This is a genomic window from Actinomadura terrae (genome assembly GCF_022751215.1).
Taxonomy (GTDB): Bacteria; Actinomycetota; Actinomycetes; order Streptosporangiales; family Streptosporangiaceae; genus Spirillospora; species Spirillospora terrae.
Genome location: NZ_JAICDG010000004.1, coordinates 284,893 through 300,362, shown reverse-complemented (window position 1 = coordinate 300,362; position 15,470 = coordinate 284,893). Strand labels below are relative to the sequence as shown.

At 70.3% G+C, this 15,470-nt stretch carries 10 protein-coding genes; 7 read left to right on the top strand and 3 right to left on the bottom strand.

Features of this window, described 5'->3' with window-relative positions; all coding sequences use genetic code 11:
* Positions 1-156 precede the first annotated feature (156 nt).
* Both K2F47_RS40880 and K2F47_RS26010 read right to left on the bottom strand, forming a co-directional pair.
* On the bottom strand, positions 157-2,613 hold the full coding sequence (locus K2F47_RS40880) for a VIT domain-containing protein (protein ID WP_308198461.1): 2,457 nt from the start codon (positions 2,611-2,613) through the stop codon (positions 157-159).
* The gene (locus tag K2F47_RS26010) at positions 2,610-3,920 is read right to left on the bottom strand and encodes a helix-turn-helix domain-containing protein (RefSeq protein WP_242908788.1); all 1,311 of its coding nucleotides are present in this window, start codon (positions 3,918-3,920) and stop codon (positions 2,610-2,612) included. Before K2F47_RS26010 ends, K2F47_RS40880 begins: the two co-directional genes overlap by 4 nt.
* 383 nt (positions 3,921-4,303) lie before the next feature.
* On the opposite strand from K2F47_RS26010, the gene K2F47_RS26005 reads away from it, so the two are divergent.
* Together K2F47_RS26005 and K2F47_RS26000 are read left to right on the top strand one after the other, a co-directional pair.
* Positions 4,304-6,115, top strand: coding sequence for a sigma-70 family RNA polymerase sigma factor (locus K2F47_RS26005; RefSeq protein ID WP_242907917.1), 1,812 nt, complete (start codon positions 4,304-4,306; stop codon positions 6,113-6,115).
* 270 nt (positions 6,116-6,385) lie between these two features.
* Positions 6,386-7,579, top strand: a complete 1,194-nt coding sequence (locus tag K2F47_RS26000) for an NlpC/P60 family protein (protein ID WP_242907915.1) — start codon at positions 6,386-6,388, stop codon at positions 7,577-7,579.
* A 291-nt stretch (positions 7,580-7,870) separates the two neighbouring features.
* On the opposite strand, the gene K2F47_RS25995 is transcribed toward K2F47_RS26000, so the two are convergent.
* Positions 7,871-8,362: an inorganic diphosphatase gene (locus K2F47_RS25995; protein ID WP_242907913.1), complete on the bottom strand. Its 492-nt coding sequence runs from the start codon at positions 8,360-8,362 to the stop codon at positions 7,871-7,873.
* 204 nt (positions 8,363-8,566) lie between these two features.
* On the opposite strand from K2F47_RS25995, the gene dacB reads away from it, so the two are divergent.
* The 5 genes from dacB to ftsH all read left to right on the top strand — a co-directional run bounded on the left by dacB (position 8,567) and on the right by ftsH (position 15,466).
* A complete protein-coding gene (gene dacB / locus K2F47_RS25990; protein ID WP_242907911.1) occupies positions 8,567-9,895 on the top strand; it encodes a D-alanyl-D-alanine carboxypeptidase/D-alanyl-D-alanine endopeptidase in 1,329 nt (442 codons plus the stop codon).
* Positions 9,896-10,063: 168 nt separating this feature from the next.
* Complete coding sequence (locus tag K2F47_RS25985) at positions 10,064-11,179, top strand: Rv3626c family coenzyme F420 biosynthesis-associated protein (RefSeq protein WP_242908786.1); 1,116 nt, start codon at positions 10,064-10,066, stop codon at positions 11,177-11,179.
* Positions 11,180-11,257: 78 nt separating this feature from the next.
* Positions 11,258-12,307, top strand: coding sequence for a tRNA lysidine(34) synthetase TilS (gene tilS / locus K2F47_RS25980; protein ID WP_242907909.1), 1,050 nt, complete (start codon positions 11,258-11,260; stop codon positions 12,305-12,307).
* A gap of 91 nt (positions 12,308-12,398) precedes the next feature.
* Complete coding sequence (gene hpt / locus K2F47_RS25975; RefSeq protein WP_242907907.1) at positions 12,399-12,962, top strand: hypoxanthine phosphoribosyltransferase; 564 nt, start codon at positions 12,399-12,401, stop codon at positions 12,960-12,962.
* A gap of 485 nt (positions 12,963-13,447) precedes the next feature.
* Positions 13,448-15,466, top strand: coding sequence for an ATP-dependent zinc metalloprotease FtsH (gene ftsH / locus K2F47_RS25970; protein WP_242907905.1), 2,019 nt, complete (start codon positions 13,448-13,450; stop codon positions 15,464-15,466).
* Positions 15,467-15,470 lie beyond the last annotated feature (4 nt).

Below are 15,470 nucleotides of genomic sequence, written 5' to 3'. Positions count from 1 at the left end.
CCAAACCCACCGTCCAGGCGCGCTGATGCGGAGTTGTTGACGGCCGGGGGCGGCGGGGATGGCGTGGGGTTGGTGGGCGCCCCTCGGCTGTTGGCGGGGCTTGTTGGGTGCGGAGTTGGGCCTTGGACGCTCCTGTGGTGGTGGGTGGAGTTGCGGCTAGTTGTTGCGCTTCCAGAAGGGGCGGCGGGTCGGTTCCTTGGTGAGTCCGGTGAAGATCTGGAGGGCGCGGGCCCAGAGCTCGTTGATGTGGGTTGGTGTGGAGGACGTGTCGAGAAGGCGGAGTTCGTCGCGGAGCGCCTTCAGGGACGTGGTGTCGAGGTTGTAGGACGTCATGTTCCGGAGGAGTGAGTCGATGACGAGCGGTAGTTCGCGTGTCAGGTGATCGAGTCGTTGGTCATGGTCGTCGGGGACGTTGCGGAGGCGTTCGAGTTCGGCGGCGAGTTCCTGGTTGAGTGGGCGACGGGCTCTGCGGGGTGCGGGCCGGGGTCCGGGTCGTGGTGGAGGGGCCATGCCGTACGCGCTTTCCGGCGGGCGGGTTGAACCTCGTCGGGCTACGGCGCCTGGTGCGGGTGGCGGCGATCCAGCAGCCGGTGCGGGAGCGTGCGGCGCGGCGCCGGGGGGCGGAACCTGTGGGGCGGCGCCCGGCGCGGGCGGCGGTGCTCCGTAGGACATGGGTGCGGGGGCGGCCGCGTCCATCTGGGCCGTGAAGGCGGCCGGGGCGACCATCGGGGCCGCCATCGGGGCGGCCCAGCCATCGGGAGCCTCCACAGGTTGGACGGCCTGGTGGGGTGCGCCGCCTTCGGCGACGACCCGGCTGTCGACGGCCACGAAGGCGGTGAAGCGGCACAGGACGCCGAACTTGAGGGACGTCTCCACGATGCGGTGTTCGAGGTCGTCGGAACCGCTGACCGTGTAGCGGTCTTCGAGGTCGCGGAGGTGTGCGCGGGCCCATATGGACGTCGCGGTCGTGCTCTCGGTGAGCGTGGCGGGAGCGTGCTGCTCCCAGGGCGCGCCGTCGCCGGTGGTGCCGCGGACGGACAGGGTTCCGGCGGGCTCTCCGCGGTAGCGACCCGCGATCACCAGCGGGACACCGGGGAAGAGGGCGCCGAAGCGGCTGGGCGAGACCGAGCCGGGAACGACCTCCAGCCCGTCGGGGTGGAGCGAGAGGCCGGTCGCCAGCGGTGTGCCGACGCGGTGATGGATGTGGTCCATCGCCTCGTCCAGGCGGTCCTCGGATTCGACGAGTTCGCAGGTGCCCTGGCCGATGGCGGCGAGTCGGTTCAGGAAGCCCGCGTTCACGGCGCGGTCGATGCCGACGGTGTGGACGCGGACGCCTTGGAGGCGGGGTTCGAGGTGGGCGAGGATCTGGTCCTCGTTGCCGATCTGCCCGTCGGTGATGAGGACGAGGACCCGGTCGCGGGTGGAGTCGGCGAGCAGGGCGCAGCCCTGGTCGAGCGGGGCGAGCATCTCCGTTCCACCACGGGCGGCCAGCGTCGCGAGGTGCTCGACGGCACGGAACCGGTTGCGGTCGGTGCCGTTGGCCAGGCCCGCGTCGAGGTCGCGGGGTCGTTCAACGACGGTGTCGAACGACAGGACGGCGAACCGGTCCTCGGTGCGGAGCGTGTCGACCATGCGGGCGGCGGCGCGGCGGGCGGCGACCATCTTCCAGCCCCGCATGCTGCCGGAACGGTCGAGGATGAGGACCAGGTCGCGAGGACTCGGCCGGGCCTCGCCGGACGGGAGGACGGTCAGCGTGAACGTGCCCTCTTCGCCGGAGGCGTCCGGGGCCAGCGCGAGGGACGCGGTCTCCCGCGCGGCGTAGTCGAGGCGCAGGATGAAGTCGCGGTTGAGGCGTTCCCCCGGCTGGACGCGGAGGGTCGTGCGTCCGGCCTCCTCGTTCTCGGTGACGACGTGCAGGGCGGAGCGGATGCCGGTGAGCGGCAGGCCGGACGGGTCGATGTCGGCGGTGATCGACAGTCGCACCGGGTTGGGGAAGCCGGGAAGCAGCACCGGCGGGCTGATCCGCGAGGCGTCGGGCACGGCGTCGGTGTCGTCCGCCACTCCGGAGCCTGCGCGTTCGCCGTGCAGCGGTACACCCGGGATGTAGCGGGGGGCCACGACCAGCGGGAACCGGAACGTGGCGCTGGAGCCCGATTCGTCGGTCTCCCAGGGCAGGGGCTGGTCGAGGGTGAGCCGGACCGTCACGCGCTCGCCCGGCAGGATGTTCCCCACCCGCATGGTGAAGACGTCCGGACGGTCTTCCTCGGCGATCGTGGCCCGCTGACCGGCGGCGATGGCGGTGTCGTAGTCCTGGCGGGCCTGCCCGCGCTCCTTCAGCGTCCCCTCGATGACACGGTCGTCCGCCTCCATCCGGAGCGAGGTGACGGCGGCGCGGTCGGGCAGCGGGAAGATGTAGGTCGCCTCCAGGGGGACGTCGAACGGGTTCCGGAAGCCCTGGGCGACCTCGATTCCGGCGGCCAGGCCGGTGATCGAGGCGTGGACGTCGACGGAGTCGAGCGGCAGGTTGCCCCTGTCGGTGGTCAGTGCCCCGAGCCCGCCGTCGGGTTCCGGAGGCGTCGCGGTCTCGGGTAGCGGCAGGATGCGCACGGTCACTGTGACCTCCGGGAGGGGGCGGTGGGCGGCTTCGTGGGGGACGGGTTGCCTGGGACCGGGTTCGTTGGGACCGGGCTTGTGGGGGACGGGGCTAGACCGCGTCGTCGCAGCTCCTCGAGCAGGGGCTCCGCGGCGGCTTGGATCGCGTCGAGGTCGTCGCCGCTCAGCGTGGCGATCTCCAGTAGCAGCATGAGCCCGGGCGCCAGCCGGACGCCCTGAAGGACCGTGGGGGGAGGCGCGCCGTAGGAGACGGGCGTGCCTCGGTCGTACGACACGTCGGGGCGGGCGCTCCAGAACCTTGAACGGCCGTCGGAGTCGCTCGCGGTATCGGCTCCGGTGCCTGACGCTCCTGTTGCCCCGGCGCCTGCCGACGCCCCTGTCGCCCCTGTCACCCTTGTGGCGCCTGTCGACCCTGCGGTGTCTGTCGCCCCTGCCGGTCCTGGGGTGCCTGCCGGCCCTGCCACCCCTCCGGTGTCTGCGGCTCCTGTCACCCTTGTGGCGCCTGCCGTTTCCGCCGCACTTGCTGCTTCTGCGGTGCCCGCCATTTCCGCGGCACTTGCCGCCTCCGCGGTGCCTGTCGCCTCCGCGGTGCCTGCTGCCTCCGCGGTGCCGGTCACGTCCGCGGTGTCTGTTGCGTCTGCGGTGCCGGCGGGGAGGGCGCCGGCGGTGTTCGAGAGGGCGGAGCCGGCTTGGTGTCCGCCGGTCGCCGCTTCCTGTCGGTGCGGCGAGGCCGCTGTGTTGGGCGCCTCGGTGTCTCGCGTGGCGGTGTTGGGAGCTTGGTCGGCTGGCGTGGTGGTGTGGGGCGCGCCGCTGGCGGGCGAGGTGGCGCCTGGAGGGGTGGGGGTCGGTGCGTCGGTGGGGTGGGAAGTGGCGGCATCCGGCGGCTGGGCGTTCTGGCTTTCCGTGGTATCGGTCGGCGATGAGGACGGTCGGGGTGAACGTTTCGGGGGGCCGGAAACGCGGCTGACGGTTGGGTTCGACGTTCGAGTTGACGTCTCGGCCTTTCGCGGGCGACCCGTGGCATCGGCGCGCGAGGTGTCCGTCGCTTGCGAGTCGGATGTGGTGGCCGTTGTCGCTGGGGAGTCGGGCGCGGGAAGTGCGGCGATCTGTTCCAGTTTCGCGTTGGTGGCGGCGGCCAGCTCCAGTTGGATCTCGGCGATCGAGCGCCCCATGGCCTGGCGCCGCTTCACGGCGATGAGCTGGAGGAGGTGCCGTCGGCCGTAGAGCGCGATACGGCCACGCCGTGCCAGCGGCGGGTCGACGAGGCCGATCGTGGTGTACCACCTGATCAGGCGCTCGTTCGGCATGTCGCGGACCCGGCCGCTGACCTGCGCGGATTCGCCGGCGGCGAGAGCCGCGACGGCGCGTTCCGCCAGTTCGCTGATCGTCCAGGTTCCGTCCATGCCGCCATGATGACACTGTCACGATGACAGTGTCAACGGCAGTATGTCCGAGATCGAGTGAATAGCACGTAAAGTCAAGAAGATTCTTAAGGGGTGTTTGTCGTGACGGGCGCCCCGCCCCGGCGGCTGTCCGGCTTGGAAACCGACATGGCGGCTAATTGCCCGCGAAAAGTCAACTTGTCGTAATCCTGTAGAGTGTCGATCAATGTAGAGGAATGGCGGGCGACACCGGCCTCAGATCTCTCAAATTCACGACTGAGGGATCTCGGAGCATTTACCTTGCTGCCATGGACGACCCTCTTCTGGTCGAGGCGTTGCGCGCGCGTGATCCGAATGCCACGGCCGAGGTCTATGACGCGTATGCCGACCGGATCTACGCGTACTGCTGGTTCCAGTTGCACGACATGGACGCGGCCCAGACCGTGCTGTGCGACACCTTCGTCGTGGCCGAGGCGCACATCGACAGGTTGCGCGACGCCGACCGGTTCGGGGCGTGGCTGTACGCCATCGCCCGGCAGGAGTGCGCTCGCCGTCTGCCGACGCGTGCCCGGCCACCCGACCTCCCCGTCGCCCAGCACGACCAGGACGACGCCGACCAGCGGATCGTGGCGTGGCAGGCCGTGCTGGCCCTGCCGCCGCACGCCCGTGAAGTCCTGGAGTTGCGGGTTCGGCACCAGCTGGCGGTTCCCGACCTCGCAGTGGTTCTCGATCTGCCGCCCAAGGAGGCCCAGACCGCGCTGGATCGCGCGCACGAGGAACTCGAAGGCGCGCTGACAGCCGAGATCCTCGCGCATCAGGGGCCGTACGGTTGCGCCGAGCGAGCGCTGCTCCTTCGCGTGCGACGAGGCGAGCCTTCGACGGAGCGGGGGCAGCGGCTGCTCAGGCACGCAGAGGAATGCGAGGTCTGTGCGGCTTTCCGCCCGCGTACCGTCTCAGCGGCCAAGGTGTTCGGCGTTCTCCCGGACGTGGAGCCTCCAGCGGACCTGCGGCAGCGGGTTCTGGCCTGCTTCCTGGATCCGGAACTCGTCGGGTACCGGCTTTTCGTCGCCAACCGTGCCGCCGAGTTCACGCCGAGCGGGTTTCCGGCGCAGCCACGGCAGACGGCGCATGTGCCCAGCGTGTCCCGTCCTGGACGTGATGCTTCTCGGCCGAGCCGCCTCCACCCGGAGCGCGGCACGTCAGAGAGGAGCGCGTGGGGTGTGCGCGCACGCCGTGTGGCCCTCGTCGTAGGAGTGGCGACGGTCTTCTTCGGGGGTGTGCTCGCCTCGGCGAACGGGTTCTTCGGTCTGCTGGACTGGCGCCCCGGACGGGCGGGCACCGCCGGCGGCCTACGTCCGGACGCTGGCCCCGGGCAGAAGCGGGCGCACGCCGCGGCCGGCGCCGCGCGGCCAGGGACGGGCAGGAACGGGACCATCGACGCCGTTCCCGCGTCGGTCACCTCTCCGCTCGGTTCGCGTGGGTCGTCCGCGCCGCCGATCGCCCTGTTCGCGACGCCTCCGCGGGCGGTGTACGAGGTCAGCTCGGGGAATTGGGCGCATCATCCATCGGCCACTGGCGCGAACAGGCGGCTGGACGTCGCCCCGCACTTCCTCGACCTGGCGGGAGGTTCGGACGGCTCGATCGTGCTGCGCGCAACCGGCAGACCGGTCACGTGGCGTGCCAGGAGCTGGGGAGGCGTTCGACCCAGCGCGGTCTCCGGACATCTAGCGCCGGGCCAGATGGCGACCGTGGACGTGCACGTAGCGCGGAACGCAGCCGCGCAAGGCGAAGGTGGCGTTCTGTTCCAGCCCGGCGGGATTCCCGTGCATGTCACGTGGCGGCCCAGCAGTCCCGGCTCGAGCGTCCCAGGTCCCGCGTCGACGTCCACTTCCACGAGCCCTGACCCGGTGGTTCCTTCTTCGCCGTCGAAGAGCGGGGGATCGAGCGGCTCCGCCTCATCCTCCGACCCCAAGCCGCCTGCCTCACCGAAACCGCCGAAGCCGGAGCCCGCGCCCTCCTCGGGCCCGCCGCCCTCTGGCGGCCATTCGGATTCGCCGCAGTCGCCAGGCCCACTGCCCCGGCCGCCGATCCCTCCTGGGCTGGGCCCCGCCACGCGCTGATCCATCAGACGGACCGGCCGGGCCGCCGGTGCTCCGACCAAGATCGTGTTCCAACTCCGATCCGACTGGTTTGGACGAGCCTGACCGATTCAACTGGGCCCGGGTGGTTCGACCACGTTCGGGCAAGGGAAGTTCCGATCGTTGCCCAACTGAACCACTCTTCGTAGGTGATCGTTTGCGCTAAGCAAAACCAGCCCCGGGCAGGACGGGTGCATGGCATCGAGCACGGCGGGGCTCCGCGGCCGGACCCGTTCTTCCACCTGGGGTGCGATGCTGCGCTTCGTTGCCCTCTCCACCGGAGTGACGATCGGCGTGACGTGGCTGGTGCCGCCCGCCACCGCCGAGCCCGCCCCCAGTGCCCGGGATGTGGAGCGGAGCGAACGCGCTGTCGAGGACCGTGCGGCGGAGGTGGGCCGGACGAAGGCGATGCTCGCCCAGGCGGATGGCGAACTCGACAGGCTCGCGGTCGCCGCCGAGAGCGCCATCGAGCGCTACAACGGCGAGCGGGTCAGATTGGAGCGCGCCCAGCAGGCCTACCGCGACGCTCAGGCGCGACTCGTGCAGGCGGGGCGGAGAGTCGCGGAGAGCCAGGCCGCGCTGGCGACGTTCGCCGCGCAGGCCTACCAGCACAACACGGGATACGACCAGATGTCGTCCGCGGTCGCCGGGCACGGCGGCCCCCAGGGGTTCATGGACCGCGCGGGGATGGTGGAGGTGCTCGCCAAGCAGCGTGCGGGGGCGCTCCGGCAGGTGGAGGCGGCCGAGAACGTGGCGGACGTATTCCGCAAGCAGGCGAAGGGCGCGTCCAAGGAACAGGGCGATGCGACCAGACGCGCGGAGGACGCCAAACGGCGCGCACAGGACGCCGTGGATACGCAACAGGCGTCCGTGCAACGCATAACCGCGGAGAAGCAGAAGCTGGAGCGGCGCCTGTCCAAGGCGGAGTCACACGCGGCCCAGGTCAAGCGCGCGCGGGAACGGGCGTTGGAGGCGGCCGAAGCACGATCGGCCTACGAGGGGTCAGGCCGTCCGGCAGCCGGGCTGGCCCTGTCCAGGACGCGCGGACTGATCGTCGCGCGGGCGGCGCTCAGGTGGCTCGGCACCCCGTACTCCTGGGGCGGCGGCACGGCGGACGGGCCGAGCTTCGGTACCGGGCAGGGCGCGGCCATCTTCGGCTTCGACTGCTCCGGCCTGTCCATGCACGCGTGGGCCCAGGCGGGTGTCCGGCTGGACCACTGGACGGGGACGCAGTGGACGTCCGGCCCGCACGTCCCCGTAAGTGAGCTTCGCCCAGGGGATCTGGTCTTCTTCGCTAAGGACACGTCCAACCCGGACACGATTCATCATGTCGGCATCTACCTCGCACAGGGCCGGATGGTGGAGGCGCCCTACACGGGCGCGCGTGTACGGATCTCCAGCATCCACCGGAACGACCTGATCGGCGCTACGCGCCCCTCAGGCTGACCCGCCCTTGAGGAGCCGACCCACAGCCGCGCCAGGCCCGACAGGGGCCGACGCCTGTACGGCGAGAACCCTTCCGCACGGTGTCCCGTACGGAAGGGTTCTCCAGGAGGCCGTCGCGGGGGCGGCGGGAGCGGACCAGCGCCGTCCGCCAAGCGTCGTCCTGAGCCGTGCAGTCTCGTTCCGAAGGCGAACCCGGCTTGTTGCACCGAGCGGAGCCCAGCCTTTGCGCGGGGCGGAGCCCAGCCGGTTCTCCAGGTGGGTGCCCAGCCGGTCGCCGGAGCGGGGAGCCCGTCAGTGCCCGCCCTGGTTGACGGCGCGCTTGCGGGACCGCTCGATCTCGACCTCGGCCTCGACCCGGCCCACCCAGCTCGCGCCCTCGACGGACTTCCCGGGCTCGAGGTCCTTGTACACCTCGAAGAAGTGCTGGATCTCCAGCCGGTCGAACTCGGCGACGTGGTGGATGTCGCGCAGGTGCTCCATGCGCGGGTCCGTCGCGGGGACGCACAGGACCTTGTCGTCACCACCGGCCTCGTCCGTCATCCGGAACATGCCCACCGCGCGGCAGCGGATGAGGCAGCCGGGGAACGTCGGCTCCTGCAACAGGACCAGCGCGTCCAGGGGGTCGCCGTCCTCGCCGAGCGTGTCCTCGATGAACCCGTAGTCCGCGGGGTACTGCGTGGAGGTGAACAGCATGCGGTCGAGCCGGATTCGGCCGCTCTCGTGATCCACCTCGTACTTGTTCCGCTGGCCCTTCGGGATCTCAATGGTGACGTCGAAATCCAAGATGTCCTCCGCTCCCTGCGCGGTCGCAGTGAATAGTCTTTCGGGAGCCTGTGCGGGCGAGGCCGCCCCCCACAGGGTGGGTGTTCCCTTATATAAGGATGTCGCACGTTGGTGGTTGCTGAGTGGGAGAGGGGCGGTCACGTGCCTGGACGGGGCCGGACCCCGGCAGTGATGTCATTGTCCCTCCTTATTGTCTTCACCGTCGTGGCGGGGGTGGCAGTGGCGAAACTCACACCACAACGGCACCTGTCGCCCCAGCCGCCGGGTGTCGCCGAGCGCGATCTCGTGCGGGCGTCGGCCGTGGTGCCCGCCGCCGATCCCGCCGCGGGGCGGCCTCCGAACGCGTCCGTCCTCGCCGGACGGTTGACGCCCCTGATCGGCGGCCCGGGCGGGAAGGTCAACGCGGTGGTCATCGACGCCGTGACCCGGCGTCCGCTGTTCGACATGCGCGCCGGGCAACCGGCCACCCCGGCCTCCACGACCAAGCTGGCGACATCGGTGGCGGTGCTGGCGTCGGCCGGGCCCCGGCACCGGATCACCACCAAGGTCGTGCGTGGTGCCGGCGGCGGCATCGTACTGGTCGGAGGTGGGGATCCCACCCTCACGGCCCTCCCGGAGCGTCCCGGCGGGGGCCGTCCGCCATACGCGTCGCTCTCGGAACTGGCTAAGCAGACTGCGGCGCAACTCAAGTCATCCGGTGTGAGCCGCACGCGAGTGGACTACGACACGTCCGCCTATCAGGGCCCTCGCGCGGCCGCCAGTTGGAAGCCCAACTACCTGCCTGATGGTGAGCTGGCCCCTGTCACCGCCCTGACCGTGGACGAGGGGCGGGTCGCTCCGGCGGGCTCGGAGCACAAAACACGCGTTGGCAACCCGCCCGCTGCGGCGTCGGCCACGTTCGCGCGCATGCTGTCCCGGTACGGGGTCGCCGCCAAGGCGGGTCGTATGGTCAACGCTCCGAAGGGCGCGGCGCAGCTGGGCGCCGTCCAGTCGCCCCCGGTGTCCGCGCTGGTCGAGCATCTCCTGACCGACAGTGACAATGATGTGGCCGAGGCGATGGCCAGGCAGGTCGCCATAAAGCTGGGACGCCCGGCGTCCTTCGCCGGGGCGGCCCAGGCCGTGCACGAGGTCCTCGGCAGGCTCGGCGTCGCGGACGGCGTGCAGGTCAACGACGGCAGCGGACTTTCGCCCCTGAACCGAATCTCCCCCGTGGCGCTCGCACGCATCGTCTCTCTCGCGGCGAACCCCGACCGTCCCGATCTGCGGGCTGTCATCACGGGCCTGCCCATCGCGGGCTTCTCGGGGACGCTGGGCCCGCCCCGCTACACGGTTCCGGCGAGTCAGGGCGGGGCCGGGATCGTGCGCGCGAAGACCGGCACGCTCTCGGGCGTCAGCACTCTCGCGGGCATCGCCTTTGACGCGGACGGGCGACTGCTGGCGTTCGCCTTCATGGCGGGGGACGGCAAGACGCCGGTGGATCCCGGGAAACTCGACCGGCTCGCCGCAGCCGTCGCGACGTGCGGCTGCGGCTGACCCATCCGCGCATGGGTTTCGGCTTGGACGGCCCGGTCGTGTCGGCAGGCCGTACGGGTGTGGGAGGGGCTGTACGGGAGATAACCAGAACGGTTGTTCGTTGAACGATCGTGCAGGGGCGCTCCGGCGCCGTCTCCGAAACGTACGGTGGAGTACATGAGCGCCTCAATGATCGACTGGAACGTGGCGGTCCAGGCCGGTACCCGGCTCGTCCGGCCGGGGCCCCAGGTCAGCCACGCGGAGGCCCGGGAGGTCGTGGCGGAGCTCCGCGAGCTTTCGAGGCTCGCCCACGGGCACGTCAGGGAGTTCACCGGCATGGCCTCCGAGGTCGATCCGGCCCCGGCGACGATCGTGGACCGGCCCGGCTGGATACGGGCCAACGTGGACGGTTTCCGGGTGGTGCTCGAACCCCTCATGGAGCAGATGTCCGAACGGCGCGGTACGGGCGGCGGACTGGGCGGTGCCGGAAACGTGGTCGTCCAGGCCGTCGGCTCCCGGGTCACGGGCATGCAGGTGGGCGCGATCCTCGCGTATATGGCGAGCCGCGTCCTGGGGCAGTACGAGCTCTTCCTGCCTCCGGACCCGTCCGGGCGTGCGCCGACGGGCAGGCTCACCCTGGTCGCGCCCAACATCGTGCATGTCGAGCAAGAGCTGGGCGTGGAATCACGGGACTTCCGCCTCTGGGTGTGCCTCCACGAGGAGACGCACCGTGCGCAGTTCACCGGCGTCCCCTGGTTGCGCGAGTACGTGCAGGACCAGATGACCAAGTTCCTCCTCGCGTCCGATCTGGACCCCGGCGTCATGCTGGACCGCCTCCGGGACGCGGCGGAGGCCGTCGCCGACGCCGTCCGGGGAGGCGACGCCAACCTCATCGACGCGATCCAGAGCCCCGAGCAGCGCGAGATCCTCGACCGGCTCACCGCCGTGATGACCCTGGTGGAGGGCCACGGCGACTACGTCATGGACGCCGTCGGCCCGGAGGTCGTCCCCTCGGTGCAGCAGATCCGCTCGCGCTTCCAGGGGCGGCGGGACGGCGGCTCCAAGCTGGACAAGACGATCCGGCGGCTGCTCGGCATCGACCTGAAGATGAAGCAGTACGCGGAGGGGTCGAGGTTCGTGCGGCGGGTCGTCGCCGAAACCGGCATGTCCGGCTTCAACAAGGTCTGGCAGTCGCCGGAGACCCTGCCGACGCACGACGAGATCAAGGAACCGGCCCTGTGGATAGCGCGGGTGGTCGGGTCGCACGCCATCGATGTGGCCCCGCCGGAGGCCAGTGAAGCCTGAGGCGGAACCTCGGCGGTCTCAGCGCCTGCGGCCGTTCCGCTCGCCGTGTTTGTCACCGGCTGGTGGTAGAGGTAGCGCATGGGGCCTGATCCGGCGGTGGCGGCGGTACGTCACGCTGTGCGGGGGGCGCTGGCCACGCTGCCGCCCGGCGCGATGGTGCTCGCGGCCTGTAGCGGCGGCGCCGATTCCCTGGCGCTCGCGGGGGCACTGGCGTTCGAGGCTCCGCGCTCCGGCCATGCGGCGGGCGCGGTCACGATCGACCACGGCCTCCAGGACGGTTCGGACGTCCGGGCGGACGCGGTCGTCCGCCTGCTGACGGGCCTCGGTCTCGATCCGGTCGGATCGGTCGCCGTCTCCGTAGGGGCCGAGGGCGGGATGGAGAACGCCGCCCGCAACGCCCGCTACGCGGCCCTGGACGAGGTCGCCCAGCGGTTGGACGCCTCCGCGATCCTGCTGGGCCACACCAGGGACGACCAATCCGAAACCGTCCTGCTGGGGTTGGCGCGGGGTTCGGGTACGCGCTCCCTGTCCGGCATGCGTTCGTCCTTCACACGCACTCGGTCGCCCTCGGAGCGCATGGCGACCGTGCTCTACAAGCGCCCGCTGCTGGAAATCGGCAGGGCGACCGTGCGTAAGGGTTGCCTCGCCATGGGGCTGGAGCCATGGGACGACCCGCACAACGACGACCCGGCCTACACACGCGTGCGCGTCCGGCACGAGGTCCTCCCCGTCCTGGAGAAGGCGTTGGGCCCGGGAGTGACCGAGGCCCTGGCGAGGACGGCCCGGATGCTGCGCGACGACGCCGACGCCCTCGACGACATGGCCGCGGCCGCCTACGCCGATCTGACGGCCTCCGAACCGGCCGGGCCCACCGGGGAGGGCGACGAGCCCCGAGCCCTTGTCACGTTGCGTCTGGACGGCCTCGGCGACCTGCCCAGAGCCGTCCGTACCCGGGTGTTGCGGATGGCGGCGGTCGAGGCCGGAAGCCCACCCGGTACGCTCGCGGCCGTCCATGTCGATGCGGTGGATCGGCTGGTCACGGCCTGGCGCGGGCAGCGGCACGTCGACCTGCCCGGGGGTCTTCGCGCGTTCCGGCGGTATGGCAGGCTGCTGTTCGGCCCGGCCTGAGATCGCGTCGCAGGCGCCATATGGCGTGCCGGCCGCGCGGCGGCGGGCCGTCCGCCGGGCAAGCGAGTGTCACAGCGATGAGGGTGGGGTTGTGGACGAGAAGGACCTGGGCACGGACCTGGCGAAGGTACTGATCCCCGAGGACCGGTTGCAGGCCAAGGTGCGGGAGCTGGCCGAGCAGATCGACGCCGACTACGCGGGCAAGGACCTGCTCCTCGTCGGTGTCCTGAAGGGCGCCGTCATGATCATGGCGGACCTCGCGCGCGCCCTGCACACGCCGGCGTCCATGGACTGGATGGCGGTCTCGTCGTACGGCTCCGGCACCAAGTCGTCCGGTGTGGTGCGGATTCTCAAGGACCTGGACACCGACATCATCGACCGCCACGTCCTGATCGTGGAGGACATCGTCGACTCGGGTCTCACCCTGTCGTGGCTGGTGAGCAACCTTCTGTCGCGTGGGCCCGCCTCTCTGGAGATCTGCGCGCTGCTGCGCAAGCCGGAGGCGGTCAGGACCGAGATCGACGTGCGCTACATCGGGTTCGACATCCCCAACGAGTTCGTCATCGGGTACGGGCTCGACTACTCGGAGAAGTACCGGAACCTGCCATTCGTCGGCACGCTCGCCCCGCATGTGTACGGAGGGACCACGTCCTGACACGGGCGGTGCGGCCCCAGAGCGACGGCGACCCAATCCCCTTTCGACGGGGCGGTGACCGCACCGGGCCCGTTCGCGCTTACCCTTGACCTGCGGCACCCACCCCCGGGCGGATGTGTTCCAGAGCCCCGGCTCGGGGCGGCCCGGGACCGGCGAATGAATCGTGCTCCTCAGCGGCTGGTGAGGGGCTCGACAGCGGCGCCGGGGAACAAGGGACCGTGACGGATCGTTGCAAAGGTCGTTGACGGGTATATGGAAAGGATCAGGAGATCGGCGCTGGCTGCGTCTCCTGTGTCCTGCGGTGTACCGTCGGTGTCCCCGGCCCTTGGGTCGGGGAGCCACCCGAGGGAGGCCGCCTTGGTGGGTCCGGAGCCCCGGGATACGGGCCTTTGGTTGGTCGCAGTGGCGTCCGCCCCCCGGGACGGGCGAGGATCGCACACAGACGTTGGTCAGGAGGGACGGGCCCCGAAGGGGTAACCGGATAAATGGACGTGAAGCGCTATTTTCGCGGGCCGCTGCTGTGGATCCTGCTGTTCGGCCTCTTGGTCGCCCTCGTCATGTGGGGCTTCAACCCCGGCCGTTCGTACGAGAAGACCGACACCTCCAAGGTCGTCCAGGAGATCGCCGCGGGCCAGGTGAAGTCCGCCAAGATCATTGACAAGGACCAGCGAATCGAGGTCACGCTCGTCGACAACAAGACGCACCAGCAGGCGTCCTGGGTCGACGGCCAGGGCGTGCAGTTGCAGCAGCTGTTGCAGAAGCAGGCCGACGCGGGCAAGCTGCCCGGCGGCTACAACGTCGACGTGCCCAAGCAGAGCTTCTTCCTGAACCTGCTGTTCAGCCTGCTGCCCATCGTGGTCATCGTGCTGATCTTCCTGTTCATCATGAACCAGATGCAGGGCGGCGGCTCGCGGGTAATGAACTTCGGCAAGTCCAAGGCCAAGCTCATCACCAAGGACACCCCCAAGACCACCTTCGCCGACGTGGCCGGGGCCGACGAGGCCCTGGAGGAACTGGAAGAGATCAAGGACTTCCTCCAGAACCCGGCGAAGTTCCAGTCGATCGGCGCCAAGATCCCCAAGGGCGTGCTCCTGTACGGCCCGCCCGGTACCGGTAAGACGCTGCTGGCGCGCGCGGTGGCCGGTGAGGCCGGGGTGCCGTTCTACTCGATCTCCGGTTCCGACTTCGTCGAGATGTTCGTCGGTGTGGGCGCCTCCCGGGTGCGCGACCTCTTCGAGCAGGCCAAGGCCAACGCCCCCTCGATCATCTTCATCGACGAGATCGACGCGGTCGGCCGGCACCGCGGCGCCGGGCTCGGCGGCGGGCACGACGAGCGCGAGCAGACCCTCAACCAGCTCCTGGTCGAGATGGACGGGTTCGACGTCAAGGGTGGCGTGATCCTCATCGCGGCGACCAACCGCCCCGACATCCTCGACCCCGCGCTGCTGCGTCCCGGTCGTTTCGACCGCCAGGTCACCGTCGACCGTCCCGACCTGGAGGGCCGCAAGGGCATCCTGCGGGTGCACGGCCGCGGCAAGCCGTTCGCGCCGGACGTCGATCTGGACGTCATCGCCCGCCGCACCCCCGGCTTCACCGGCGCGGACCTGGCGAACGTCATCAACGAGGCGGCGCTGCTCACCGCGCGCTTCGACCGCAAGCTCATCGACATGGACACCCTTGAGGAGTCCATCGACCGCGTCATGGCGGGTCCGGAACGCAAGACCCGCGTGATGTCGGAGAAGGAAAAGAAGATCATCGCCTACCACGAGGGCGGGCACGCGCTGGTGGCGCACGCGCTGCCGAACGCCGACCCCGTGCACAAGGTGACGATCCTCCCGCGCGGGCGCGCGTTGGGCTACACGATGACGCTGCCCATGGAGGACAAGTTCCTCACGACCCGCTCGGAGATGAACGACCAGCTCGCGATGCTCCTGGGTGGGCGCACCGCAGAGGAGTTGGTGTTCCACGAGCCGACCACGGGCGCGGCGAACGACATCGAGAAGGCGACCTCCATCGCCCGCAACATGGTCACCGAGTACGGCATGAGCGAGCGTCTCGGCGCCCGCAAGTTCGGTACCGGCGCGGGCGAGGTCTTCCTGGGCCGCGACGTGGGCCACGAACGCGACTACTCCGAGGACATCGCCTCCGCGATCGACGACGAGGTCCGCCGCTACATCGAGAGCGCGCACGACACGGCGTGGGAGATCCTCGTCGAGTACCGGGACGTCCTGGACGACCTGGTGGTCAACCTGATGGACAAGGAGACCCTGTCCAAGGACCAGGTGCTGGCGATCTTCGCGCCGATCACGAAGCGGCCGCACCAGAACTCCTACACCGGCTACGGCAAGCGCCTGCCGTCCGACCGGCCGCCGGTGCTCTCGCCCAAGGAGCTCGCGCTGCTCGGCCCGCAGGACGTGACGGACCTGACCAAGGGCAACGGGCAGGGCGGTGTGACCGGCGGCGTCGGCTCCGAGTCCGCCGACCCGGCCCCGGGCGAGAGCTGATCGC